General features: G+C 72.0%; 22 protein-coding genes and 1 riboswitch. Of the genes, 12 read left to right on the forward strand and 10 right to left on the reverse strand.

The window, feature by feature from the left end:
* Window positions 1–54: 54 nt before the first annotated feature.
* From ACFZBU_RS09685 to ACFZBU_RS09705, 5 genes are all read left to right on the forward strand, one after another.
* Entirely contained in the window at window positions 55–600 is a 546-nt protein-coding gene (locus tag ACFZBU_RS09685) for an RDD family protein (protein WP_391582919.1), read from the forward strand.
* Between the two features lie 207 nt (window positions 601–807).
* Window positions 808–1,018: riboswitch (cobalamin riboswitch) on the forward strand.
* A gap of 27 nt (window positions 1,019–1,045) precedes the next feature.
* Complete coding sequence (locus ACFZBU_RS09690) at window positions 1,046–1,759, forward strand: energy-coupling factor ABC transporter permease (protein WP_391582920.1); 714 nt, start codon at window positions 1,046–1,048, stop codon at window positions 1,757–1,759.
* Window positions 1,756–2,124: an energy-coupling factor ABC transporter substrate-binding protein gene (locus ACFZBU_RS09695; RefSeq protein ID WP_391582921.1), complete on the forward strand. Its 369-nt coding sequence runs from the start codon at window positions 1,756–1,758 to the stop codon at window positions 2,122–2,124. Before ACFZBU_RS09690 ends, ACFZBU_RS09695 begins: the two co-directional genes overlap by 4 nt.
* Before the next feature lie 4 nt (window positions 2,125–2,128).
* Window positions 2,129–2,872 (forward strand): cobalt ECF transporter T component CbiQ, encoded by a 744-nt coding sequence (cbiQ, locus tag ACFZBU_RS09700; RefSeq protein ID WP_391582922.1) that lies wholly within the window; start codon window positions 2,129–2,131, stop codon window positions 2,870–2,872.
* Window positions 2,869–3,717 (forward strand): energy-coupling factor ABC transporter ATP-binding protein, encoded by an 849-nt coding sequence (locus tag ACFZBU_RS09705; protein WP_391582923.1) that lies wholly within the window; start codon window positions 2,869–2,871, stop codon window positions 3,715–3,717. The genes cbiQ and ACFZBU_RS09705 overlap by 4 nt, the downstream gene beginning before the upstream one ends.
* Before the next feature lie 201 nt (window positions 3,718–3,918).
* Here ACFZBU_RS09705 and ACFZBU_RS09710 read toward each other — a convergent pair whose 3' ends face one another.
* The 8 genes from ACFZBU_RS09710 to ACFZBU_RS09745 all read right to left on the reverse strand — a co-directional run bounded on the left by ACFZBU_RS09710 (window position 3,919) and on the right by ACFZBU_RS09745 (window position 11,142).
* Window positions 3,919–5,019, reverse strand: a complete 1,101-nt coding sequence (locus tag ACFZBU_RS09710; RefSeq protein WP_391582924.1) for a PP2C family protein-serine/threonine phosphatase — start codon at window positions 5,017–5,019, stop codon at window positions 3,919–3,921.
* A 64-nt stretch (window positions 5,020–5,083) separates the two neighbouring features.
* Entirely contained in the window at window positions 5,084–5,911 is an 828-nt protein-coding gene (locus ACFZBU_RS09715; RefSeq protein WP_391582925.1) for an Fpg/Nei family DNA glycosylase, read from the reverse strand.
* Between the two features lie 133 nt (window positions 5,912–6,044).
* The gene (locus tag ACFZBU_RS09720) at window positions 6,045–6,512 is read right to left on the reverse strand and encodes a ribose-5-phosphate isomerase (protein WP_391582926.1); all 468 of its coding nucleotides are present in this window, start codon (window positions 6,510–6,512) and stop codon (window positions 6,045–6,047) included.
* A gap of 37 nt (window positions 6,513–6,549) precedes the next feature.
* The gene (locus ACFZBU_RS09725) at window positions 6,550–7,302 is read right to left on the reverse strand and encodes a hypothetical protein (protein ID WP_391582927.1); all 753 of its coding nucleotides are present in this window, start codon (window positions 7,300–7,302) and stop codon (window positions 6,550–6,552) included.
* Window positions 7,303–7,398: 96 nt separating this feature from the next.
* The gene (locus ACFZBU_RS09730) at window positions 7,399–7,995 is read right to left on the reverse strand and encodes a biotin transporter BioY (RefSeq protein ID WP_391582928.1); all 597 of its coding nucleotides are present in this window, start codon (window positions 7,993–7,995) and stop codon (window positions 7,399–7,401) included.
* Between the two features lie 158 nt (window positions 7,996–8,153).
* Window positions 8,154–9,551, reverse strand: coding sequence for an aldehyde dehydrogenase family protein (locus ACFZBU_RS09735; RefSeq protein WP_391582929.1), 1,398 nt, complete (start codon window positions 9,549–9,551; stop codon window positions 8,154–8,156).
* A 181-nt stretch (window positions 9,552–9,732) separates the two neighbouring features.
* Window positions 9,733–10,428, reverse strand: a complete 696-nt coding sequence (locus tag ACFZBU_RS09740; RefSeq protein ID WP_391582930.1) for a hypothetical protein — start codon at window positions 10,426–10,428, stop codon at window positions 9,733–9,735.
* Between the two features lie 84 nt (window positions 10,429–10,512).
* Window positions 10,513–11,142 (reverse strand): disulfide bond formation protein DsbA, encoded by a 630-nt coding sequence (locus ACFZBU_RS09745; RefSeq protein ID WP_391582931.1) that lies wholly within the window; start codon window positions 11,140–11,142, stop codon window positions 10,513–10,515.
* 313 nt (window positions 11,143–11,455) lie between these two features.
* Between ACFZBU_RS09745 and pepN (ACFZBU_RS09750) the strand changes: the two genes are divergently transcribed.
* From pepN (ACFZBU_RS09750) to ACFZBU_RS09760, 3 genes are all read left to right on the forward strand, one after another.
* Window positions 11,456–13,999 carry an aminopeptidase N gene (gene pepN / locus ACFZBU_RS09750; protein WP_391582932.1) on the forward strand — a complete coding sequence of 848 codons (2,544 nt, stop codon included), beginning with the start codon at window positions 11,456–11,458 and terminating at the stop codon, window positions 13,997–13,999.
* Between the two features lie 91 nt (window positions 14,000–14,090).
* Window positions 14,091–16,637 carry an aminopeptidase N gene (pepN, locus tag ACFZBU_RS09755; RefSeq protein WP_391582933.1) on the forward strand — a complete coding sequence of 849 codons (2,547 nt, stop codon included), beginning with the start codon at window positions 14,091–14,093 and terminating at the stop codon, window positions 16,635–16,637.
* A 188-nt stretch (window positions 16,638–16,825) separates the two neighbouring features.
* The gene (locus ACFZBU_RS09760) at window positions 16,826–17,068 is read left to right on the forward strand and encodes a hypothetical protein (RefSeq protein WP_391583083.1); all 243 of its coding nucleotides are present in this window, start codon (window positions 16,826–16,828) and stop codon (window positions 17,066–17,068) included.
* Window positions 17,069–17,140: 72 nt separating this feature from the next.
* Here the strand turns inward: ACFZBU_RS09760 and malQ are convergent, their stop codons facing one another.
* Window positions 17,141–19,315, reverse strand: a complete 2,175-nt coding sequence (gene malQ, locus ACFZBU_RS09765) for a 4-alpha-glucanotransferase (RefSeq protein WP_391582934.1) — start codon at window positions 19,313–19,315, stop codon at window positions 17,141–17,143.
* Window positions 19,316–19,459: 144 nt separating this feature from the next.
* Window positions 19,460–20,002, reverse strand: coding sequence for an HNH endonuclease (locus tag ACFZBU_RS09770; protein WP_391582935.1), 543 nt, complete (start codon window positions 20,000–20,002; stop codon window positions 19,460–19,462).
* Between the two features lie 190 nt (window positions 20,003–20,192).
* Here ACFZBU_RS09770 and ACFZBU_RS09775 point away from each other — a divergent pair, with 190 nt between their 5' ends.
* The 4 genes from ACFZBU_RS09775 (at window position 20,193) to ACFZBU_RS09790 (ending at window position 25,588) form a co-directional block, all read left to right on the forward strand.
* On the forward strand, window positions 20,193–22,388 hold the full coding sequence (locus ACFZBU_RS09775; protein WP_391582936.1) for a prolyl oligopeptidase family protein: 2,196 nt from the start codon (window positions 20,193–20,195) through the stop codon (window positions 22,386–22,388).
* 135 nt (window positions 22,389–22,523) lie between these two features.
* Window positions 22,524–23,558, forward strand: coding sequence for a mechanosensitive ion channel family protein (locus tag ACFZBU_RS09780; protein ID WP_391582937.1), 1,035 nt, complete (start codon window positions 22,524–22,526; stop codon window positions 23,556–23,558).
* Window positions 23,559–23,631: 73 nt separating this feature from the next.
* The gene (locus ACFZBU_RS09785) at window positions 23,632–25,110 is read left to right on the forward strand and encodes an SDR family oxidoreductase (protein ID WP_391582938.1); all 1,479 of its coding nucleotides are present in this window, start codon (window positions 23,632–23,634) and stop codon (window positions 25,108–25,110) included.
* Window positions 25,111–25,201: 91 nt separating this feature from the next.
* Entirely contained in the window at window positions 25,202–25,588 is a 387-nt protein-coding gene (locus ACFZBU_RS09790) for a globin (RefSeq protein WP_391583084.1), read from the forward strand.
* Window positions 25,589–25,678: the final 90 nt, after the last annotated feature.

The following is a 25,678-nucleotide window of genomic DNA, read 5'->3' on the forward strand; positions in this document are numbered from 1 at the left end:
CGATATCCGGCCGCGCCGGGAGTCAACTCGCCCGGTAGCGGAAAGTACAAGGACATGTACGAACGGAGCCTTCCGCAGCACTTCGCGCGCTCGGCACGTCCCGCCCGGTCGGGTGCCCGACTGTGGCTGCCCGCGGTCGAGAGCCCGCTCGTCCCCTCGGTGCTGTGGCGCCGAATCGGCCAGTTCCTGGTGGACGTGGTGGCCTCCGCGCTGTTGCCCGGAGCCGCGATGTTCCTGTTCGTCCTGCTGCCCACGCACCCCGACGGCTCGATCCGCAGCGGTCCGCTGACCACGACGATCACCGCCGGCGTGATCGTCGTCGCGGTCGCGATCCTGTTCTGGTACTGGGTGCTGCGTCCCGCCGAGCACGACGGGCGCACGTGGGGCATGCAGGTGTTCGGCATCCGCGTCGTGGACGTGTCCGGCGGACGTGCCGGCCGGCGCCAACTCGGGATCCGCTGGCTGCTGTTGGCCGTCGACGCGTTCGCACTCGGCGCGATCGGGCTGACCGCGGTGCTCGGCAGCGAGCGACGGCAGCGGGTCGGCGATCGGGTGGCGGGCACCCTGGTCGTCCGCGGCCGCGGCCCCGGCCTGGACTGAGCCGGCCGCACGGCACTCGTCCGCGCCGCCTGCGACCCGGGTCGCCCTCCCGCGGGCCGCCCCGGATCGTGGACCGCGCGAGTGCGCGCAAGGCCAGGACAGCTGCGGCCCGTTTCCGGAATGCGGCTATTGATCGGCCGCTCCGCCCATCTTGTGGTCTTGCGCACGGTTTGCAAAAGCCACCTTGTCGCCATGTCCATCCGACCACTAGTGTCGGCTCGCCGTGGTGTTCGGGAAGCCGGTTCGATGCCGGCGCGGCCCTCGCCACTGTGATCGGGAAGTTCTCCTCCACCCCCGCGAAAACGTTGATTCGTCGTCTCGGGGAAGCCACTGGGACCGCTTGCGCGGCCCCGGGAAGGCGGAGACGTGAACGTACGACCCGTCAGCCAGGAGACCGGCCACGGCGATCGTCCGTCCACGAGGTGTTGGAGAGGGACCCTTCCTCATGCATATCGCCGAGGGCTATCTGCCCTGGGAACACGCCGTCGCCTGGGGCGTCGCGTCGACCCCGTTCGTCGTCCACGGTGCCCGCGCGCTCACCCGCGAGGTACGCGACCGCCCCGAGAACACCCTGCTGCTGGGCGCGTCCGGCGCGTTCTCGTTCGTGCTGTCCGCACTGAAGATCCCCTCCGTCACCGGGAGTTGCTCGCATCCCACCGGTACCGGACTGGGCGCCATCCTGTTCCGACCACCGATCATGGCCGTGCTGGGCACGATCACCCTGCTCTTCCAGGCGTTGTTGCTGGCGCACGGCGGGCTGACCACACTCGGCGCGAACGCGTTCTCGATGGCGATCGTCGGCCCGTGGGCGGGTTACGGCGCCTATCGACTGGCCCGCTCACTACTCGATCGACGCGGCGGCACCATGCCGCTGGATGTCGCGGTGTTCCTGGGCGCGTTCGTCGCGGACCTGAGCACGTACTGCGTGACAAGCGTGCAACTGGCCCTCGCCTTCCCCGACCCCGACAGCGGATTCCCCGGCGCCCTGGCCAAGTTCGGCGGCATCTTCTCGCTCACCCAGATCCCGCTGGCGATCAGTGAGGGTCTGCTGACCGTCCTGGTCGTGCGCTTGCTGCGGCAGTCCAGCCGAGGCGACCTGATCCGCCTCGGTGTGGTCACCGACGCGCGGGTCGCGCGCGAGGAGGAGAAGACCAAGTGAAGCGCTCGACGAAGATCAACCTGCTGATCGTGCTGGCCGTGGTGCTGCTCGCGGCGCTGCCCGTGGTGTTCGGGATGGGCGACCACAAGGACGAGCCGTTCGCGGGCTCCGACACCCAGGCCGAGACCGCGATCACCGAGAACGACCCGGACTACGAACCGTGGTTCAGCCCGCTGTACGAACCGCCGTCCGGCGAGATCGAGTCCGGCCTGTTCGCGTTGCAGGCCGCAGTCGGCGCAGGCGTGGTCGGCTACGTGTTCGGCGTCAAGCGCACCCGTCGCCGACTCGCGCCCGAGGCCGCGGACACACCCGACGAGCCGGCGGACGCCGCCGCCGAGGCACCGGTATCGGCCCCGGGTCGCTGATCCCGTGTTGCCGATCGATGCGGCGGCGCACGCGAGTTCGTGGCGCCGCCGCCACCCGGCCGACAAGGCCGTGCTCTCCTTCGGGCTGCTCGGCTGCGCGGTCGCGCTGCCGCCGTGGCCGGGCGCGGTCCTGGTCGCCGGGACCGTCCTGGTCGTCGCGTTCGGGTTCGCCAAGGTGCCCGCCCGGCGGTTGTGGCGGGCCGCCCGCGCCCCGCTCGGCTTCGCCGCCACCGGCGCCCTGACGCTGCTCGTGAGCATCGGCGCGGACGGCGTCGGGTGGGCCGAGGACGGACCGCGCCACGCGGCCGAGTTGCTCGCCCGCTCCGGTGCCGCCGGCCTCGCGATGTTGCTGTTCGCGTTCACCACGCCGCTGTCGGACGTGTTGCCCCGGCTGACCCGGGTGGGTGTCCCGGCCGCCGTGGTGGACGTCGCGGCGGTGATGTACCGGATGTTGTTCGTGCTCTACGACACGACCGCGAGGATCAACCAGGCGCAGGCCGGCCGGCTGGGCCATCGCACCCGTCGGGCCCGGTGGCGCTCGGTGGCCGGGCTCGGCTCGGCGGTGTTCGTGCACGCGTTCGCTCGCGCCCAACGCCTGGAGGCGGGCCTGGCCGGGCGCGGCTACGACGGGCGCCTGCGGGTGCTCGTGGACGAGGTACGAATCTCGCGTGCCTTCGTCGTGGGCTCCCTGTTCGTGGTGGCGGCGGTCGTCGCCGCCACCCTTCTCCTGGTATCGGTGGTGCCGTGATTCCGTTGCGGGTACGAGAGATCGGCTACGCCTACGAGGACGGGCCGCCGGTGTTGAGCGGGTTGTCCCTGGCCGTTCCGGCCGGCCGCGCGCTGGCCCTGCTCGGGCCGAACGGCTGCGGGAAGACCACGCTGCTGCGGCTGTTGACCGGCGGCCTGGTGCCGGATTCGGGGCGGGTCGAATTGCACGGGGTGCCGATTCGGCACGACCGCAAGGGACTCACCGCGCTGCGTCGGGTCGTGCAGCTGGTCGTCCAGGATCCCGACGACCAGCTGTTCTCCGCGTCGGTGGGCCAGGACGTCTCGTTCGGGCCGCTCAATCTGGGCCTGGACCCGGCCGAGGTGCGTTCGCGGGTGGCCGAGGCGCTCGCCGCGCTCGGGATCACCGCGCTGGCCGAACGACCGGTGCACCTGCTGTCCTTCGGCCAGCGCAAGCGGGTCGCCATCGCCGGTGCGATCGCGATGCGGCCCGAGGTGCTGGTGCTGGACGAGCCGACCGCCGGCCTGGACCCGGCCGGACAGGAGGCCCTCCTGGACACCCTGGCCGAGTTGCGTGCGGCCGGGACCACGGTGGTGATGGCCACGCACGACGTGGACCTCGCGCTGCGCTGGGCCGACGACGCGGCCGTGTTGGCCGACGGGCGCCTGCACACCGGGCCGGCGGAGGTGCTGCTCGCGGACACCGCGTTGCTGGCCGCGGCGAGTCTGCGGCCGACTTGGGCCCACGCGGCCGCCGCCGTGCTGGCCGCGCACGGCCTGACGCCGACGGGCGGCCTGCCCCGGACACCGGCCGAGCTGGCGGCCCTGGCGGTCCGGCCGTCCACCGCCGAGACCCGCGCGCACTGATCGGACGCGGGCCCCGGACGCATGTCCGGTCCCGCAGCCCCGGCCGGCCGTGCGCTCCGGGCCGCCCGGGCCGAGTCCCGCGCGGCCCGGTGGGTGCCGCGCCCCGGGCACCCGCATCCCGCCACCGGACGACGCGGCCTGATCCGGCGGTCCTGTCCGGCGGCCTGATCCATCGGAATCCCCCGACCTGGCCCGGCCCGCTCACCGCCGGCGCAGCAGCACCACCGCGCGGTCGTCCCCCACATTGCGACCGGCCGCCGCCACGATCCGGCGCGCCGCGTCGTGGAAGTCGTCCCGGACCATGCGCTCGGCCTCACCGAGGAAGCGGTCGATGCCGGTGGCGATGTCCTCGCCGGGCATCTCCACCATGCCGTCGGTGAACAGCAGGAGCGCGTCGCCGGGACCCAACCGACCCTTGACACCTTCGAAACCGGCGTCCTCGATCACCCCCAGGAGCGGGCCGACCGCCTCCAGCACCTGCCAGCGTCCGGAGCCGGCGATCCAGTGCACGCCCGGCGGATGGCCCGCCGAGATCAACTCGTACTCGCCCGACTCCAGGTCGAGCACCACGTGCACCGCCGTCGCGAAGCCCTCCGCCCACTCCTGGCGCAGCAGGTAGTCGTTCGCCGCCGGCAGGAAGTCGCGTGGCGGCAACGACCCGAGCAGCCCGCCGAACGCGCCGGAGAGCATCAGCGCGCGCGATCCCGCGGCCAGCCCCTTGCCGGAGACGTCGACGAGCACCACCTCCAGCACCCGCCCGCCGCCGGCGCCCCGGGAGGCGACCAGGAAGTCGCCGGAGAACGACTGCCCACCGGCCGGCCGCAGCACCACCTCGGTGTGCCACTGCGGCGGCAGCACCGGCATCTCGCCCTGCGCCCGCAACCGGTCGCGCAGGTCGAACAACATCGACTCGCCGCGGGTCCACTGCACTCCCAGGCGGGTCCGCATCCGAGCCATCAGCAACACGATGCCGGCGATCGCCCCGACCACCAGGATGGTGCCGCCGGTGACCTCGTCGGTGTCGTGCACCTGATGCTGGGCGACCAGGACACCGGCGGTGGCCGCGTACAGGAGCAGCAGGCTGGGCATCCGCAGCACCAGCCCGCCGACCAGGATGGGCACCGCCGTCATCGTCGCCGGAAACCACGACGCGTCCACGTCCGACAGCAGGCCGCAGGCGGTGACCGAGGCCAGCAGTCCGGCCAGGGCGAACCCGTCCGAGGGCAACACCCGGTGCCGCAGCCAGGACACGACGCGCCGAGCGGAGCGCGCCAGTGCCGCGCGCCTCCCGGTCCTGCCCACCCGGTTTCCCCTGCTCGTCGGCGCGGCCACCCGGTGACCCTACCGAACGGTCATCAACCGGAGGTTACGCCGACGGCTGACAGGTGGGACACCAGAACAGATTCCGGCCGACCAACTCGACGGTCTTGATGTGGGTTTCGCATATCAAGCAGGGCATGTCGGTGCGCCGGTAGACGTAGACCTCGCCGCCGTGGTCGTCCTTGCGCGGCTCGCGGCCCATCGCCTCGGGGGTGTGCTCGGGCCGCACGGTGTCGATCCGACCCAGCCGCACGCCCTCGCGCATGAGCAGCACCAGGTCGGCCCACATCGCATCCCAGGTGGCCCGCGCGAGCCGGTTGCCGGGCAGCGTCGGGTCGACCCCGAACCGGAACAGCACCTCGGCGCGGTACACGTTGCCCACGCCGGCGAGCACGTCCTGTTCCATCAGCAGGGCGCCGATCGGCTTCGCGCTGCGCTGGATCCGGCGCCATGCCGCCGCCGGGTCGGCATCCGCCCGCAGCGGGTCGGGGCCCAGCCGGGCGTGCACCGTGTCCTTCTCGGCCAGGTCCAGGAGGCGGCACGCGGTCGGCCCGCGCAGATCCGCCCAGGCCGCCCCGCCGGGCACCTTCGCGGCCAGTCGCAGTCGGACCTGGCCGACCGGGTCGGGCAGTGCCTCGCCCTCGCCGAAGGAGAACTGTCCGTACAGGCCCAGGTGCACGTGGATGAAGCGCTCGCCGGAGAACTCCAGGAACAGGTGTTTCCCGTGTGCGTCGGTGGCGACCAGCCGCTCGCCGTCGAGCAGTGCCGCGCTCTCCGCGAAGCGTCCCTGTGGGCTGGTCAGCCGCAGCGGCAGGCCGGCGAACCGCTCCCGGTGGGCGGTGGCGAGACGGTGAATGGTGTGGCCCTCGGGCACGCGGCCTCCAACGCAGCGACGACGGTCGGACGGAATGTGGGGTGGTGTGACACCTCAACGCTACCGACCCGCACCGACATGCCGACGCCCCCGACCGGACGGACCGATCGGGGGCGGGTGGGTACGGCGTGGACTACGGCAGGGTCGGCAGTTCGCCGGTGTTCTCGTACTTGGTGAGCATGTTGATCCGGCGGGTGTGTCGCTCGGCCTCGCTGTACGGGGTGTTCACGAAGACCTCCAGGAACTTCGTGGCGTCCTCGAGCGAGTGCATGCGCGCACCCATGGAGATCACGTTCGCATTGTTGTGCTCGCGGGCCAGCGACGCGGTCTCCTGGCTCCACACCAGGGCGCAGCGCACACCCTTGACCTTGTTCGCCGCGATCGCCTCGCCGTTGCCGGAGCCGCCGAGCACGACGCCGAGGCTGCCCGGGTCGGCGGCCACCCGCTCGCCGGCCCGCAGGCAGTACACGGGGTAGTCGTAGGAGTCGGCCTGTACCGCCGGGCCGCAGTCGACGGCCTCGTGGCCGTTGGCGTCGAGCCACGTGACGAGGTGCTGTTTGAGGTCGTAGCCGGCATGGTCGGAGCCGAGGTAAACGCGCATGGGCCGCAGTCTCTCAGGCGCGGTCCCGAACGTCCCATCAGGGCCGGTATCCACCGGGTGGCGTGTCCGGCGCACCGGTCGGCCGCGGCGGCGCGGAGGGCGGCGGGCCGGCCGGCCGGATGGCGGTGGGGGCGTCGTGCGGCGACTGCGGCGGGAGGCCGTAGCCGAGGTTGCCCGGGGCGCCGGGCAGGCCGTAGCCGGCGGGTTGGCCGTAGATGTTCGACGGCGGGTAGCCGATCGGGCCGGCCGCTCCGCGCGACCCCGCGTATCCGGCCGCCGCGGCCAGGCCCACCAGCCATCCGGTGAGCAGACCGAAGAGGGCCCCCGCCTGCATCGCGGTCATCGCGCTGTGGAAGCCCGAGCCCTCGTGCCGGCGCCCGGCCTGGTCGTACGCGATCGCGAACACGGTCAGCGCGTGCAGGGCGCCGCCGAGCACCAGCGCGAACCAGCCGACGACGAACGCCACGAACCCGCCGGCGCGCTCGTTCAGGCCGCGCGCGCCCGCCGCGAGTACGGCGGCGACCACCACGAACAGCACCGCGATGCCGACATAGCCCGAGGTGACGTCCCTGGTGGTGAAGCTGAAGCGGAACTCGTCGCCGAGGTCGCCCTTGTCCGCGATCCACAGCGGATGGCTGAGGAACCGCAGCAGCTCCATGTACCACTCGTCGCGGTCGCTGCTCGCGCCCCATGCCTCCTTGAACACCCACTGGTTGCCCAGTCCGGCCACGATCAGGAACGCGACGACGGTTCCGCTGATGGTGATGCGCTTGGTTGCCCCCGGTCTCATGGGACGAGACTAGGCGCCCTCGGGGGCCGCTCGCCAAAGAAATCGGACCCCGCTTCCCCTATACGGGGAAACGGGGTCCGAACGGTGACCGGGGCGTCAGCCGCGCCGACCGACCAACTTCCAGGCGGCGGGCAGCAGTGCCATCGCCAGGGCGATCTTGACCGCGTCGCCGAAGAGGTAGTTCTGCATGCCGATCTCGTACGCCTTGGACATCGAGATGCCCAGGTCGTGCGCGAGGTAGGTGAGGCCTGCCGCGTAGATCACCGCGTTGCCCAGCACCATCGTGCCGGCGGTGCGCAGCGGGCTGCGGTCGGTACCGCGCTGGGCCAGGAAGCCGGCCACCGTCGCCGCGAGCACCATGCCGAGCACGTAGCCCAGGGTCGGGAACCCGGTGCCGGAGGTGCCCTCCGCGAACCACGGCATGCCCGCCGCGCCCAGGCCCAGGTAGAGCACCATCGCGGCGAGGCCGCGCCACGCGCCGAGCGCGCTGCCGGCGAGCAGCACGGCGAAGGTCTGGCCGGTCACCGGGACCGGCGAGCCGGGCACCGGGACGGAGATCTGGGCGGCGAGGCCGACGAACGCGGATGCGCCGACGACCAGCGCGGCGTCGCGCACGGCGGCGCCCTTGAAGACCTGGGCCGGGACCAGGTCGGCCAGGACGGGGCGGCGCGCGTCGAGAAGGGCAGTACTCACAGCGGACTCCACACTCTTGGGTTGCGGGACCCGATGAACTTAACCAATCGGACATCGAACGATCACGGGGGTGTCCGACAAGGTACCGATCCGTACTTTGTCGAACACCACCGAAAGCGTCGATCCCGGGTCACCGTCGGCGCGAGTGGTCGCCCGCGTCACAGTTGCAGTGCCTTGACCTCCAGGTACTCCTCCAGGCCGAATCGGCCCAGCTCACGCCCGTTGCCGGACTGCTTGTAACCGCCGAACGGGGCAAGCGGGTTGAAGGCGCCGCCGTTGATCTCCACCTGGCCGGTACGCAGCTTGCGCGCGAACGCCACCGCCGCCTCCCGGCTGGGTCCCCACACCGCGCCGGACAGACCGTACGGGGTGTCGTTGGCGATCCGCTCGGCCTCCTCCTCGGTGTCGTAGGGCAGGATCGACAACACCGGGCCGAAGATCTCCTCGCGGGCGATCGTCATGTCGCCGGTCACGTCGGAGAAGACCGTGGGCCGCACGTGATAGCCGTTCTGCACGCCCTCGGGCAGGTCCGCGCCGCCGGTCACCAGGGTGGCGCCCTCCTCGATGCCCTTGGCGATGTAGCCGCGCACCCGCTCGAACTGGGTCGCGTTCACCAGCGGACCGAGCTTGCCGGTCATCGCCGTCGCGGCCTCCTCGGCCAGCTCGACCGCACGCGGCAGGTCGTCGCGGTGCACCAGCATCCGGGTCAGCGCACTGCACGTCTGCCCGCTGTTGCGATACGCGCCGCCGATGCCCGCGCGCACCGCCTTCTCCAGATCGGCCCCGGGCAGGATCACATTGGCGGACTTGCCGCCGAGTTCGAGCGCGACCCGCTTGACCGTCGCGGACGCGAGCTCGGCCACACGGGTGCCGGCCCGGGTCGAGCCGGTGAACGAGACCATGTCGACGTCCGGATGCGACGCGATCGCCTCGCCGACCACCGGGCCGGTGCCGGAGACCAGGTTGACCACGCCCGCCGGGAAGCCCGCGTCGTGCAGGATCTCGAAGAACAGGTGCGCGGCCTGCGGCGCGACCTCGCTGGCCTTGAGCACCACGGTGCAGCCGGCGACCAGGGCGGGGCCGAGCTTGTTGGTGATCTGGTGCAGCGGGAAGTTCCACGGGGTGATGGCCCCGACCACGCCGACCGGTTCGCGCACCACGAGCGAGGAGCCGATGGTCTCCTCCCACTCGAACTCGGCGGCGAGCTCGACGAAGCTGCCCAGCACCACGAGCGGCAGACCCAGGTGCACCCGCTCGACCAGGGCCGCCGGGGCGCCCATGTCCGCGATGATCACCGCGGTCATCTCGGCCGAACGCTCGGCGAGCAGGTCCCGCGCCTTCGCGAGCAGCGCGGCCCGCTCGGCCGGCGCGGTCGCGGCCCACCCGGGGAAGGCGCGCTTGGCGGCGGCCACGGCCCGGTCCACGTCGGCGGGCGTGCACTGCGGCACGGTCGCCACGACCTGCTCGGTGTTGGGGTCGACGACGTCGATGGTCTCGGTCGACGAGGGCGCCGTCCACGCGCCGTCGATGTAGATCGTGTCGTAAGCCTTGGTCATGCCGCCGAACTCCTCGCCGCTTGCCACTGGGACATGGCACCGCGGCCGGGACGTTCACCGGTGCTCGGCCACGGCACCCGCCGAGGGTACGTCGACACGTGTGCAATCCCCAGGGCCGGCCCGCCTCGATTTCCGCACACCGACACGGCGACCGCGCAGGTCGCGGCTGCCGCCGGGTGCCTCAGCTCCCGAAGCCGTGCGGCCCGTTCGAGGTCCACACCAGTTCGCCGCTCCGGCCGGTGACCGGGAATTCGCGGGCCAGGCCGACCTCGTGCAGGCGCGCGAGCGGCGTGAAGGACACCCCGTACTCGCCCTGGCCCTTGTCGAAGCCCCAGTCCTTGTACACCTCGACCCGATACACCAGTCGCACGTCGGGCAACACCGGCGAGCCCGGGAGAGGCGTGCCGCCGGGCAGCACCTCGATCCGGCCGGTGATCCGGTACTGCAGGCCGCGCATGGCCAGCCACCAGTCGGTGTCGTCCGCGCGCCGGATCAGCACCCCGTGCCAGTGCGTGGTGGTCTCGAAGATGCTCTCGATGCCGCCGCTGTCGTGCCAGCGGATCGCCGCGAGCGCCCACCACTCCTCGAAGTGGGTGAGCGCCGCGCGGCGGAACGGCTTGGCCCGCAGCGGCTGGGCCGGGTCGATCACGAGCGGCGCGCCACGCCCGGTCAGGTAATGCCGCAGCGAAGCGGCGCCCGTGCGCAACCCCACACACCGCCACAGCGGCACGACCGCGCGCAGCCCGAAGGCGAGCGCGCGGTCGCGCAGCCGCGGCATACGTGAGGCGTAGGGGGCGTTGCCGTTGGGCGTGCGGGGATCCGGCCGCCCGGTACGGGAGGTGTGGATCACGCTGCTCTGGCGTTCCGGAGCCGTCATTTATCCAGATTAATTAGCTTTGTTTTACTTTGTTGTCGATTCGGAGTCGGACCCGACAGGTTTCATCCGGTCAGTCGAAACCGATCAGTCGAAGATCGGCCCCTGGTCCCGGGTGCGCTTTATCTCGAAGAACCCCGGCGTGCCCGCGACCAGGACCACGCCGTCCCAGAGCTTGCCCGCGTCCTCGCCCTTGGGCGCCGGCGTCACCACCGGACCGAAGAACGACACGCCGTTGACGCTGATCACCGGGGTGCCGACGTCCATGCCCACCCGGTCCATGCCGTCGTGGTGCGATTTGATCAGCGCCTCGTCGTACTCGGTCGAGTCGGCGGCGTCGGCGAGTTCGGTGGGCAGTCCGGCCTCGGTCAGCGCCGCCTCGATCATCTCGCGGGTGAACTCCTCGCCGCCCGGGTGCCGACGGTTGCCCAGCGCGGTGTAGAGCGGCAGCAACACCTCGTTGCCGAACCGCTGCTCGGCGGCGATGCACACCCGCACCGGGCCCCAGCCGCGCTCCAGCATCTCCTTGTACGCCTCCGGGATGTCGTCCCGCCCGCTGTTGAGCACGGACAGGCTCATCACGTGCCACTGCACGTCCACCGGGCGGATCTTCTCCACCTCCAGCATCCAGCGCGACGTCATCCACGCCCACGGACACAGCGGGTCGAACCAGAAGTGCGCTGTGTCGCGGGCAGGTCCGTTGTCCTTGGTGGTCACTGTGGAGTTCCTCTCGATCCTGATGCCTTGTTCACGATGCCCTGCACCCGGCCGCGCGATGCCCTGCGCCCGGCCGCACCGCATCCGGGGCGTGCCGGCGGACGGCGGTCCGGCCGTCGATGCTGTGCAACCGCCGACCGCACCCCGCCATTCCTGCGGATCGGGTCAATCCTGCCGTCCCGGGCCGGTGCCCGCACCGACGGCCCGTGCCCGACCGGGATTCCGGCCGGGGATCGGGCCGAGAACCGGGCCGACACTTCCGCCCCCGCCGTGAAAGGATCGCCCGGACCGCAGCCAACCAGGGAGTGATCCAGTGCCCGGCAGGAATCTGACCCGCGAGGAGGCCCGCACGCGGGCCCGGATCCTGAGCGTCGAGGACTACGACGTCAGGCTCGATGTCACCACCGACAGCACGGAGACGTTCCGCTCCGAGACGGTGCTCCGTTTCGGCTGCCGCGAGGCGGGCGCGGCCACGTTCGTGGACCTGCTCGCCCCGGACGTACACGAGGTCGTGCTCAACGGCCGCACGCTCGACCCCGCGCAGGTCTTCGACGGCACCCGCGTACTGCTCGACGACCTGGTCGAGGGAGCCAACGAACTGCGCGTGCTCGCGTCGTGCGCCTACAGCCGCACCGGCGAGGGCCTGCACCGCTTCGTCGACCCGGTCGACGATCGGGTCTACCTCTACACCCAGTACGAGCCCGCCGACTCGCGCCGGGTCTTCGCCAACTTCGAACAGCCCGACCTCAAGGCCTCGTTCCGGTTCTCGGTGACCGCGCCGGCCGACTGGCACGTGGTGTCGAACTCGACCACGCCGGACCCGGTGCCGGTCCGCGAAGGGGTCGCACGTTGGGACTTCGCGCCCACGCCGCGCATCTCCACCTACCTGACGGCGGTCGTGGCCGGTCCCTACCACGCGGTCTTCGACACCTACACCGGCCCGGACGGCCTCGTCGTCCCGCTCGGCGGATTCTGCCGCGCGTCGCTGGCCGACGCGTTCGACCACGAAGAGATCTTCGCGGTCACCCGGCAGGGCCTGGACCTGTTCCACGACCGGTTCGACTTCCCCTATCCGTTCGGGAAGTACGACCAGCTCTTCGTGCCCGAGTACAACCTCGGCGCGATGGAGAACCCGGGTGCGGTCACCTTCACCGAGGACTTCGTCTTCCGCTCCAAGGTCACCGACTCGGCGTACGAGAACCGCGCCAACGTGATCCTGCACGAGATGGCACACATGTGGTTCGGCGACCTGGTCACCCCGCGCTGGTGGGACGACCTGTGGCTGAAGGAGTCCTTCGCGGACTTCATGGGCTCCTACTCGCAGGGCGCGGCGACCCGCTGGACCGACGCCTGGACCAGTTTCGCCGCCCGCCGCAAGGACTGGGCGTACCGCCAGGACCAGTTGCCCACCACCCACCCGATCGTGGCGGTGATCAACGACCTGGAGGACGCCAAGCTCAACTTCGACGGGATCACCTATGCCAAGGGCGCCTCGGTGCTCAAGCAACTGGTCGCCTATGTGGGCGAGGACGAGTTCTTCGCGGGTGCCAGGTCGTACTTCAAAAAGCACGCGTGGGGCAACACCACCCTCGCCGACTTCCTCTCCGCCCTGGAGGAGACCTCCGGCCGCGACCTCAAGTCCTGGTCGGCGGACTGGCTGGAGACCTCCGGCGTGAACACGCTGCGACCGGCGATCGAGACCGACGCGGACGGTGTGATCACCTCGTTCGCGGTGCTCCAGGAGGCCGCGTCCGCGTTCCCGACGCTGCGTCCGCACCGGATCGCGATCGGCCTGTACGACGGCGCCGAGCGGGTCGCCCGGGTCGAGGTGGACGTGGTCGGCGCCCGCACCGAGGTGCCCGAGCTGGTCGGCCGGGTGCGCACGCCGCTGATCCTGCTCAACGACGACGACCTCACCTACGCGAAGGTGCGCTTCGACCCGCGGTCCTGGCAGGCGGTGCTCGACGCGCTCGGCGAGCTGGACTCCTCGCTCGCCCGCGCGCTGTGCTGGGGCGCGGCGTGGGACATGACCCGGGACGGCGAACTGCCCGCGCGCGACTACCTGGCCCTGGTGCTGCGGCACGCGGGTCGGGAGAGCGACGTGGGCGTGGTGCAAAAGCTCCAGGTACAGGTCAAAACCGGCCTGGACCGCTACACCGACCCGGCCTTCCGGGCCGAGGGCCTGCAACTGCTCGCGGCCGGCTCGTTGGCCGAGCTGGGGGCCGCGACCCCGGGCGGCGACCACCAGTTGGCCTGGGCCCGCTGCCTGGCCTCGGCCTCCGCCACGGCCGAGGAACTCGCCTTCCTGCGCGACCTGTTGACCGGTGACCAGGAGGTCGCCGGGTTGACCGTGGACACCGAGCTGCGCTGGGCGATGTTGCGCGCGCTGTGCACGGGCGGAGCCGCCGACGAGCCCGACATCGCCGCCGAGCTGGAGCGCGACGGCACCGCGGCGGGTCGCCGGCACGCGATCGAGTGCCGCGCCGCGCGCCCCACGCCCGAGGCCAAGGCCGAGGCATGGCGCCTGGTGGTGGAGACCGACGAACTGCCCAACGCGATGCTCAACGCGGTCATCGCGGGCTTCTCCACACCCGGTCAGGAGGACCTGACCGACCCGTACACCGACCGCTACTTCGCCGCCCTCGCACCGGTGTGGCGAGACCGCTCGATCGAGATCGCCCGCCGGATCGTGGTCGGCCTGTACCCGTCCGGTCGCATCGACGTCGACACGCTGCGTCGCACCGACGACTGGCTGGCCGCGACCGAGCCGGTGCCGGCGCTGCGCCGGCTGGTCCTGGAATGCCGCGACGACGTGGCCCGCGCGCTCCAGGCCCGCGCCCGCGACCAGCGGAACTGACCCACCCTCCCGGACCCCGCCGCCATCCCGGGCGGGGTCCGACCCGTCGGCCGCCCTTCCCCGGCGGCGCCCATCCCACAAGGAGCGCAGCGTGCCCGGAACCAACCTGACGCGTGACGAAGCCCGCGAGCGGGCCCGGATCCTGTCCGTCGACTCGTACGACATCACCCTCGACCTGACCGGCACCGGTGCGACGTTCCCGTCCACGACCGTGCTGAAGTTCGGTTGTACCGAACCGGGCGCGACCACGTTCGTCGATCTGATCGCCCCCGAGGTGCACGAGATCACCCTCAACGGCAAGGCGCTCGACGTCGCCTCGGTGTACGCGGACAGCCGGATCGCGCTGACCGACCTCGCCGAACACAACGAGCTGCGGGTGGTCGCGTCCTGCGCGTACATGAACACCGGCGAGGGCCTGCACCGCTTCGTCGACCCCGTCGACGGCAAGACCTACCTCTACACCCAGTTCGAGGTGGCCGACGCACGCCGGGTCTTCGCCAACTTCGAACAGCCGGACCTCAAGGCCACGTTCGCCTTCACGATCAGTGCGCCCAGCGAGTGGCACGTGGTCTCCTGCTCGCCCACCCCCGAGCCCTCGGCCGGTGCCGACGGCACCTCGGTGTGGACGTTCGAACCGACGCCCAGGATCTCCACCTACATCACCGCGCTGGTGGCCGGCCACTACCACGCGGTGCGGGACAGCTACACCGCCGCGGACGGCACGGTCGTCCCGCTCGGTGTGTACTGCCGGTCCTCGCTCGCGCCGTTCCTGGACGCGGACAACATCTTCGACGTCACCAAGCAGGGCTTCGACTACTTCCTGAAGCAGTTCGACTTCGCGTACCCGTTCGCCAAGTACGACCAGCTCTTCGTGCCGGAGTACAACGCGGGCGCGATGGAGAACGCGGGCTGCGTGACGATCCTGGAGGACTACGTCTTCCGCTCGAAGGTCACCGACACGTCGTACGAGACGCGTGCGGAGACCATCCTGCACGAGCTCGCGCACATGTGGTTCGGCGACCTGGTCACCATGCAGTGGTGGGACGACCTGTGGCTGAACGAGTCGTTCGCCACCTACGCGTCGGTGCGCTGCCAGGCCGAGGTGACCCGCTGGTCGCACGCGTGGGCCACGTTCGGCAACCGGATGAAGACCTGGGCCTACCGGCAGGACCAACTGCCCTCCACACACCCGATCTTCGCCGACATCCGGGACCTGGAGGACGTCGAGGTCAACTTCGACGGCATCACCTACGCCAAGGGCGCCTCGGTGCTCAAGCAGCTGGTCGCCTACGTGGGCAGCGAGAACTTCTTCGCGGGCGTGCGGGCGTACTTCAAGAAGCACGCGTGGGGCAACAGCCGGCTGGCCGACCTGCTCGGCGCGTTGGAGGAGACCTCGGGCCGGGACCTCAAGGCGTGGTCGCGCGAGTGGCTGGAGACCGCGGGCGTGAACACGCTGCGGCCCGCGATCGAGACCTCCTCGGACGGGGTGATCGCCTCCTTCGCGGTGCTCCAGGAGGCTCCCGAGGCGTGGCCGACGCTGCGCTCGCACCGGATCGCGATCGGCTTCTACAACCGCACCGACGCGGGCCTGGTCCGCACCCACCGGCTGGAGCTGGACATCACCGGCGCGCGGACCGAGGTCGCCGACCTGGTCGGGCTGGCCCGGCCGGACGTGGTGCTGCTCAACGACGACGACCTGACCTACACCAAGATCCGGCTCGACCAGGACTCGCTCGCCTTCGTCACCGACGCGATCGGCGAGTTCGTCGACCCGCTGCCGCGGGCGCTGTGCTGGGCCGCGGCGTGGGACATGACGCGCGATGCGGAGATGGCGGCGAGCGACTACCTCAAGCTCGTGCTGGCCGGCGCGGGCGGCGAGAAGGACATCAACATCGTCCAGTCGCTGCAGCGGCAGGTCACCAGCGCGCTGGAGCTGTACACCGACCCGGCGCACCGCGAGCGTTCGCTGGCCGAACTGGCCGTGGCGGCCGAGCGCTTCCTGCGCGCGGCCGAGCCGGGCAGCGACCACCAGCTGGCCTGGGTGCGCTGCCTGGCCTCGGTGGCGGCCCGGCCGGACCACCTGGCGATCCTGCGCGGTCTGCTCGACGGCTCGGAGCAAATCGAGGGCCTGGCCGTGGACGCGGACCTGCGCTGGGCGCTGCTGCTCCGGTTGTCCGCGACCGGGGTGGCCGGCGACGCCGACGTGGACGCCGAACTGGAGCGCGACTCCACCGCGGCCGGCCGTCGGCACGCGGCGGCGGCTCGTGCGGCGCGGCCGACGGCCGCGGCCAAGGACGAGGCGTGGGCGTCGGTCGTGGAGTCCGACGCGCTGCCCAACGCGATCCAGGCGGCGGTGATCGGCGGCTTCGTCCAGCCGGCCCAGCGCGACCTGCTCGCGGCCTACACCGAGCGCTACTTCGCCGCGATCGCGGACGTCTGGGCGACCCGCACCAACGAGATCGCCCAGCAGATCGTGATCGGCCTGTACCCGACCCTCCAGGTCACCCCGGACACCCTGGACCGCACCGACGCGTGGCTCGCGAGCGCCGAGCACCCGGCGGGCCTGCGGCGCCTGGTGGTCGAGAGCCGGGACGGAGTGGCCCGAGCGCTTCGGGCACAGGCGCGAGACGCGCGGTAGCGCGCGGGGCCGGCCGGCCAAGGGCCCGGCCGGTCTCGAACGTCGGACGGGCCGGCGTTCGAGACCGGCCGGTGTTTCGAGCCACCGGCCCGTGTTCGAGGCCGCCGGTTGTGCCGAGGCCCCGGCCGGGAGGCGGTTCGCACGGAAGGGTCAACCCGGTGCGTGGGTTCGTCCACCGGCCCGGTAGCGTGGGTTTCGTGGTGAACAGGAATGCACTTCGCGCCGGGGCCGTGTCGGCCGTTGTCACGCTCATGTCGCTGATCTCGGCGCCGGCCTTCGCGAACATCCGCGACGACGGCGACGACCCGGCTCCGAGCATGGGTATCGGCGAGACCCTCGGGATCTTCGTCGGCCTCCCGGTCCTGGCCTTCGTGATCATCGCGGGTCTCGTGATGCTTCCGGACATCATCAAGAAGAAGCAGCAGCACTGACCTTCCCCGAAGCCGCCGACCGGGTCCACACCCGCTCGGCGGCTTCGGCGCGTCCCGCCGTCGGCCTCGGCCCTACCGACCGCGGAAGGCCCTGGCCAGCGACACCGCACGAGGGTTGACCGGCAGGTCCTCCAGGTAGACGTGCCGCCCCTCGGCGTCGGCCACCGGCAGCAGCCAGTTCGGATACTGGTTCCAGGTGCCGGGCAGGTTCTGCGGGCGACGGTCGCCCACCCCGTCCGGCAGCCATACGCCGAGCATCCGGCACGGCGTCGCGGCGAGCAGCCGGTGCAGCGCCTCGACCGTCTCCCGCTCGCCCGCGCCGGGCCGCAGGTAGCCGCGCCGGCGCAGCAGTTCGAGCCACTGCTCGCGATCGGCGAGGTCCTCGGCCCGTTCGGTGTCCACGTCGCGCACCAGCAGGTTCAGCCGCTCCCACAGGTCGATGTGCTCACCGGCGAGTCGGGCCGCGGTGGGAGGCAGGTCGTGCGTGGTCACCGTGGCCAGCGAACCGGCCCGCCACTGCTCGGGCGGCAGCGGCCGACCCTTGTCGTCGCGTTCGAACCACAACACCGAGGTGCCCAGGATGCCGCGCTCGGCCAGGTAGACGCGCACCCACGGCTCCACCGTGCCCAGGTCCTCGCCGATCACCACCGCGCCCGCCCGGTGCGCCTCCAGGGCCAGGATGCCGACCATCGCCTCGTGGTCGTAGCGCACGTACGCGCCTTCGGCGGGGCTGTTGCCCTGGGGCACCCACCAGAACCGGAACAGACCGAGCACGTGGTCCACCCGCACCGCGCCGGCGTGCCGAAACACCGCGCGCAGCAGCTCCCGGTACGGCGCGTAGCCCGTCTCGGCCAGCCGCAGCGGATGCCACGGCGGCTGGTTCCAGTCCTGTCCGATCTGGTTCATCGCGTCCGGCGGCGCGCCGCCGGTGGCGCCGAGCGCGAGCACCCGGCCGCCGCGCTCAGAGCCGAGCACCCACGCGTCCGCGCCGTCGGGGTGCACGCCGACCGCGAGGTCGTGCACGATGCCCACCGGCATGCCCGCGTGCGTCGCCGCGTCCTGCGCGGCCTGCAACTGGTCGGCCAGCACCCACTGGGTCCACCGGTGGAAGTCGAGCGCGCCGGCGAGCCGTTCGCGCTCGGCGGCGACCTCGGCCGAGTCCGGGTCGTGCAGGTGCGCGGGCCAGTTCCGCCAGGACGGGCCGTACTCCTCGACCAGGGCGCACCACGTGGCGAAGTCGGTCAGCCACCGGCCCTCGCGCGCGACGAAGGCGCGGTACTCCGCGTCCCGGCCCAGGCTGCGCGGCACCTTGTGGACCAGCGCGAGCGCCTGCCGCTTGGCCACCCGCACCGCGTCCCGATCCAGGTGCTCGGCGCCGTCGTGCCCGTCCCCCGCCGCGGCCCGAAGCTCCTCGGCGACCGCCCGCTCGACCGGGGTCAGGTAGGCGAACTCCGGAATGGCCTCGACCCGGACGTACATCGGGTCCGGAAAGCGCCGGCTGACCGGCAGATACGGCGACGCCTCCACCGGCGGCACCGGCGAGGCCGCGTGCAGCGGGTTGACCAGCACGAACCCGGCGCCCTGGGTACGCGCCGACCACACCGCCAGGTCGGCCAGGTCGGCCAGGTCGCCGATCCCCCACGAACGGCGCGAGGGCAGCGAATACAGCTGGACCATGTATCCCCACGTGCGCTCCGCCGGCGTGGGCAACACCGCCGGGGTGATCGCGACCGGGCACGACGCGCGGGTGTCCTCGCCTGTCGCGCTCGGCACCCCGCCCGAGCCCAGCGATTCCTCGGGTTCGGGCGAGCAGCGGGCGTGCAGGGTGTGCCAGCCCAGCGGTAGATCGGGGGGAATGCGGTGTGCGCCGACCGGGTCGCCGAGCGGCCCGAGGTCGGGTCCCGGGCCGAGGTCGCGGCGGATCCCGCCGTCCTCCAGCTCGATCCACAACTCGACCCGATGGCCGGCCGGCACGTTGACGGTGAAGCCGGACGCCCGGCCCGAGCGCAGCACCAGCACCGGCGGCAACAGCCGGGTCCGGCGCAGTTCCTCGTGCGCGGCGAGCGCGGCCCGGGCGGCCTCGGGTGTCGACGCGTCCACGCCGAGTGCCCCGAGCACCGCTGTCACCGTCGCCGGGGCGGCGTGCACGGGCTCGCCGCGCCACCCCCGGTACTCCGTGGCCACTCCGAACGCGGAGGCGAGCCGGACCAATTCGGGAGACAACTGCGATACGCGTGGTTCCTCCATGCCCGCGAGCATCGCACCCGAACGGTCCCGGTGTCGGCGTGTCCGACCGACACGCGAGCAGGTGTGTCGGGTTCCGGAGCGCTGCTCCGGAGAACCCGCCGAAACAAAAACGGCGACGGGCTCCCCGGAGGAATCCGCCGCCGTCTAGGCGCTCGCGACCTGGTCGAAATGGTCGAAGCCCGCCTCCTGCGCACCGTACGGCGCCAGGTATGGCTCCCAGCGTGGATCGCGGAACCCGGTGCCCAGGATCCGCCACGCCAGACCGGTGGGTTGGGATGGGGTGCGCGGCATTCGCCAGCCCAGCTCGGCGATGTACCGGTCGCTCTTGACGTGATTGCAGCGACGACACGCCGAGACCACGTTGTCCCACGTGTGCTGCCCACCCCGGCTGCGCGGGACGACGTGGTCGACGCTGGTGGCGGCGCTTCCGCAGTAGACACAACGCCCGCCGTCGCGAGCGAACAGCGCACGACGGGTGAGCGGTACTTGGCCCCGAAAAGGGATACGGACGAAACGGGTCAGTCTGATCACACTGGGTACGGGAATCTCGGTGGTGGCGCTGTGCAGGATGGTGCCTGTTTCTTCCAGGCACATTGCCTTGTCGTTCAGCACGAGGATCAGTGCGCGGCGAACGGGCACCACGCACAGGGGCTCGTACGACGCGTTGAGGACCAGCGAATGCGGCACGTATGCCTCCCTGTGACGCCGACAGCGCGTGGCTCGCGCCGGGGACGATCGGCCTCCAGTGTCCATGCCGGGATACCCCCTGCGCTACCAGGAATCGACAAGGTCACAGAGCGTTCACCTGCACGAGTGGCCCCACGTGGTCGACCGGTGACGGTGCGCACCGATGGGCTCGGACGTCTAGGGTGCGCCCATGACGCGCTCTGTGCAGCCTGCGGAACACGCCCCCCACGAGACCCCGCGCGCCCCCGCCGCCGCCCGTGGCGACACGGTCGACGTGCTCTTCGGCCGCCCCGTGCCGGACCCCTATCGGGCGCTGGAGGACCCGGACGCGCCGGCCACCCGTGCCTGGTCCGCCGCGCAGGACGAGTGGTTCCACGCCCATGTGGACCATCTGGCCGGACGCGACCGGCTGCGCGCGCGACTGGCCGATCTGTTCGCCACCGGCCTGACCGGGCTGCCCTGCTGGCGCGGTGACCGGCACTTCCTGATCCGCCGCGACCCCGGTCGTGAGCACGCGGTGTTGTTCGTGGTCGAGCCGGACGGGACCGAGCGCGCGCTGGTGGATCCGGTCGCGATCGACCCGAGCGGCACCACCACGCTGGACCAGTGGATCCCCTCGGACGAGGGCGATCGGCTCGCCTACCTGCTCTCCACCGGTGGCGACGAGGAGTCGTGCCTGTACGTGCTGGACGTGCGCACCGGCGAGCGTGTCGAGGGCCCGATCGAGCGGGTGCGCGACACCTCGATCGCCTGGTTGCCCGGCGGCGACGCGTTCTACCTGGTGCGCCGGCTGCCGCCGGAGGCGGTGCCCGCGGGCGAGGAACAACACCACCGCCGGGTGTACCTCCATCGGGTCGGCACCGACCCGGCGACGGACGTCGAGGTGTTCGGCGCGGGCAGCGAACCGGCCACCTACTTCGGCGTCGGAGTCAGCCGCGACGGCCACTGGCTCACCGTGTCCGCGTCCGCGGGCACCGCGCCGCGCAACGACCTGTGGCTGGCCGACCTGCGCGCGAGCGCGCCGGACCGGCCGCGGTTGCGCCCGGTGGCGGTGGGCCTGGATGCGCTCACCGGCGTGCGGGTGGGCCGGGACGGGCGGCTGTACGTGTTCACCGACCTGGATGCGCCACGCGGACGGCTGTGCGTGGCCGACCCGTCGGCGCCTGGGCCCGAGGGCTGGCGCGACCTGGTGCCCGAGGAACCGGACGCGGTACTCACCGGCTACGCGATCCTGGACGGCCCGCACGCGCCGCGGCCGACGCTGCTGCTCACCCGGACCCGGCACGCGGTGGGCGAGTTGACCGCGTGCGACCTGGCCACCGGGGAGGTGTTGGCCCGGCCGGCGACGCCCGGCGGCTCGCCCGGTTCGATCGGCGGTCTGGCCGAGCACCCCGAGGGCGGGCACGAGGCGTGGTTCGGCTGGTCGGACTACACCGCGCCGTCGGCGGTGCTGCGTTACGACGCGCGCACCGGCGCGATCGAGACCTGGGCCGAAGCACCCGGCACCGCACGGCTGCCGCGCGTACACGTGCGCCAGGAGTCCTACCGCTCGGCGGACGGCACCACGGTCCGGATGTTCGTGATCGCGCCGACCGCCGAACCGGACCGGCCCAGGCCCGCCGTGTTGTACGGCTACGGCGGCTTCGGCGTCGCGCTCGGCCCCGCCTACTCGGCAGGCGTGCTCGCGTGGGTGGAGGCCGGCGGCGTGTACGCGATCGCGAACCTGCGCGGCGGCTCGGAAGAGGGCGAGGAGTGGCATCGAGCGGGCATGCGCGGGCACAAGCAACGCGTGTTCGAGGATTTCCACGCCGCTGCGGAGCACTTGACCACCCGGGGCTGGAGCACGCCCGAGCGGCTGGCCGCGTCCGGCGGCTCCAACGGCGGGCTGCTCGTGGGCGCCGCGCTGACCCAGCGGCCGGAGCTGTACGCGGCGGTGGCCTGCTCGATGCCGCTCCTGGACATGGTCCGCTACGAGCGGTTCGGGCTGGGCCGGTTGTGGTCCGACGAGTACGGCAGCGCCGAGGTGGCCGAGGAACTGGACTGGCTGCTGGGCTACTCGCCGTATCACCACGTGCGCGCGGGGGTGGCCTACCCGGCGGTGCTGTTCACCGTGTTCGAGGGGGACAGCCGGGTGGACCCGCTGCACGCGCGCAAGATGTGCGCGGCCCTACAGGACGCGACTTCGAGCGGGCGCCCGGTGCTGCTGCGTGCCGAGGCCGAGGTCGGTCACGCGGCCCGCTCGGTCTCGCGCACCGTCGAACTCACCGTGGACACCCTGTCCTTCCTGGCCGACCGCACCGGACTGGACCTGGCCACGCCGCACCTCGACGCGCTCGGCGGCAAGCACGGCGGGAACGGCGACCACGACGAAGGTGGGGATCGGTGACGTAGCGGTGATCAGCGACAGAAGGTACGAACCAGAGGTATCGCACGAGGCCCACCGCACTCGTGACTACTGTGGGGAACCGATCCCCCGCCGCAGGGGGAGGCTCCTCCGCTCGTCGTCCGAAAGGTCTCGTACGTGTCCGCGCCCGTCCCCGGAATCCTGCTGTCGTTCGACGTCGCCGAGGGCGACGGCAAGGTGTCGTCCTGGTTCGACCGACACGGCGAGGCCCTCGTGGTGACGCCGATTCGGATCCTCGTGATCATCCTGGTCGCGCTCATCCTGCGGGCGGTGACCCGGAAGCTGATCACCCAATTGGTCGGCCGGATGGCCAACAGCGGCACGGACAGCAGCGGGCGGCCGGTGACCGGCTTCCTGCTGAACGCCGAACGGCGCCGTCAGCGCGCCGAGACGGTCGGTTCGGTGCTGCGCAGCACCGCCTCGTTCGTGATCCTGGGCATCGCCGGACTGATGGTGCTCGGCGAGTTCAAGGTCAACCTCGCCCCGCTGCTGGCCAGCGCGGGTATCGCCGGCATCGCGCTGGGCTTCGGCGCGCGCAACCTGGTCACCGACTTCCTGTCCGGGATGTTCATGATCCTGGAGGACCAGTACGGCGTGGGCGACCTGGTCGACGCGGGCGCCGCGACCGGCACGGTGGTCGAGGTGGGCCTGCGGATCACCAAGCTGCGCGACGTGGACGGCACCGTCTGGTACATCCGCAACGGCGAGATCAAGCGGATCGGCAACAAGAGCCAGGGCTGGGGCACCGCCAAGGTGGACGTCCAGGTCGGCTACCACGAGGACCTGGACAAGGTGCGCGCGGTGATCGCCTCGACCGCCGAGGCGCTGGCCGAGATCGAGCCGTGGAACGAGCGCATGTGGGGTTCGGCCACCGTGGTCGGGATGGAATCGGTGACCCCGGACGCGGTGGTTCTCCAGGTGCAGATCAAGACCATGCCGGGTCAGGAGTTGCCGGTGGCTCGCGAGTTGCGCGGCCGACTCAAGCGGGCGTTCGACGACGCGGGCATCCGGATCAGCGAGCCGATCGCGAGCGCGACCGGGCCGGCGGGCGACGAGGGGCCCGCGCCGGCTCCGGCCGAGCCCGCACCGGTCCCGGTGAACCCGCCGCCGACCCCGCCGACACCGCAGGCACCCGGGGCGCCGGGCGCCTGAGTCGGGACCGAACGGGTCATCGCCGGGCGCGCCCGCACCGGATCCGTCCCGGGTGTCACCGACACTGGGTCGGGTGGACTCTCCCCTGTGTCTGGTCACCGGCGCCACCGGCTACCTCGGCGGCCGGCTCGTACCCGAACTGCTCGCGGCCGGCTATCGCGTGCGCTGCATGGCCCGGACTCCGAACAAGCTGCGCGACCACCCGTGGGCGGACCGCGTCGAGATCGTCCGCGCCGACGCGCTCGACCCCGAGGAGGTCCGCCGCGCCCTCGACGGCGTGGACGTCGCCTACTACCTGATCCACGCGCTCGGCAGCGGCCCGCGCTTCGCCGTCACCGACCGCGAGACCGCACGCACCTTCGCCGCCGCGGCCGAGGACGCGGGCGTGGGCCGGCTGGTCTACCTGGGCGGTCTGGGCCCGGCCGCCGGCTCCACCGCCCGCGACTCCTCCCCGCACCTGCGCTCGCGCGCCGAGGTCGGCGAGATCCTGCTCGCCGGTGCGGTGCCCACCGCCGTGCTGCGCGCCGCGGTGATCATCGGCTCGGGGTCGGCCTCCTTCGAGATGTTGCGCTACCTGACCGAGCGGCTGCCGGTGATGGTCACGCCCCGCTGGGTCACCTCGCGGATCCAGCCGATCGCGGTCCGGGACGTGCTGCACTACCTGGTGGGCTGCGTCGCGCTGCCCCCGGAGGTCGACCGCGCCTTCGACATCGGCGGACCCGACGTGCTCACCTACGAGCGGATGATGCAGCGCTACGCGGCGGTGGCGGGCCTGCGCCGACGCCGAGTGCTGCCGGTACCGATGCTCACGCCGTCGTTGTCCAGCCACTGGGTGGGCCTGATCACCCCGGTGCCCGGCGGCCTGGCCCGACCGCTGGTGGAGTCGCTGCGCAGCGAGGTGGTCTGCCACGAGCACGACATCGCCCGCTGGATCCCGGACCCGCCGGAGGGCCTGACCGGCTTCGACCGCGCGCTCGAATTGGCCCTCAAGCGCATCCGGGAGACGGATGTGGCCACCCGCTGGTCCTCGGCATCCCTGCCCGGCGCCCCCAGCGACCCACTGCCCACCGACCCGGACTGGTCCGGCGGCTCGCTCTACGAGGACGTCCGCGAGGCGCAACCGGCCGCGACCCCGGCGCAGGTGTGGCGAGTGATCGAGGGCATCGGCGGCGACAACGGCTGGCACTCGTGGCCGCTGGCCTGGTCGGTGCGCGGCGCGTTGGACCGGATCATGGGCGGCGTCGGGCTGCGTCGCGGGCGCCGGGACCCGCAACGCCTGCGGGTCGGCGATTCGCTCGACTTCTGGCGGGTCGAGGAGGTGGTGCCCGGCGAGCTGCTCCGGCTGCGCGCGGAGATGCGGCTGCCGGGCCTGGCCTGGCTGGAGTTCACCGTCTCGTCCGCGCACGGCAGGACGTACTACCGCCAACGGGCGCTGTTCCATCCGCGAGGACTGCTCGGGCACGCGTACTGGTGGGCCGTGTTCCCCTTCCACGGCATCGTCTTCGGCGGCATGCGCCGGGGCATCACCCGGGCCGCGGAGCAATCGGGCTGAGCCGCTCCCTCGGCCGGCGGCCCGACTCGAACGATCGGGCCGAGCATCCCCGGGCCGGCGGGCCATCTGGGAGGATGGGACGGTGACCCAGATGCGAGAGCCGGAACCGAGTCTCTACGAAGCCGTGGGCGGCGAGGAGACGTTCGTCAAGCTCGTGCACCGCTTCTACCAGGGCGTGCGCGAGGATCCTCTGCTGCGCCCGATGTATCCGGAGGAGGACCTCGCCGGGGCCGAGGACCGCCTGCGGATGTTCCTGGTGCAGTACTGGGGCGGGCCGCGCACCTACAGCGATCAGCGCGGGCACCCTCGGCTGCGGATGCGGCACGCGCCGTTCGCGGTGACCGAGGAGGCCCGGGACGCGTGGCTGCGGCACATGCGCGCGGCGGTCGACGACATCGCGTTGCCCGCCGAGCAGGAGAACACCCTGTGGGACTACCTGGTCTACGCGGCGCAGTCGATGGTGAACCGGCTCGACTGACGCGGCGGCAGCCACACCCCACCTCTGCCGGGGCGACGAGCAGGGCCTGCCCGAGCTGGAAATCTGCCCGCCGAGGTGCGCCGGGACCCG

It is taken from the genome of Embleya sp. NPDC008237 (assembly GCF_042956465.1).
Classification (GTDB): domain Bacteria; phylum Actinomycetota; class Actinomycetes; order Streptomycetales; family Streptomycetaceae; genus Embleya.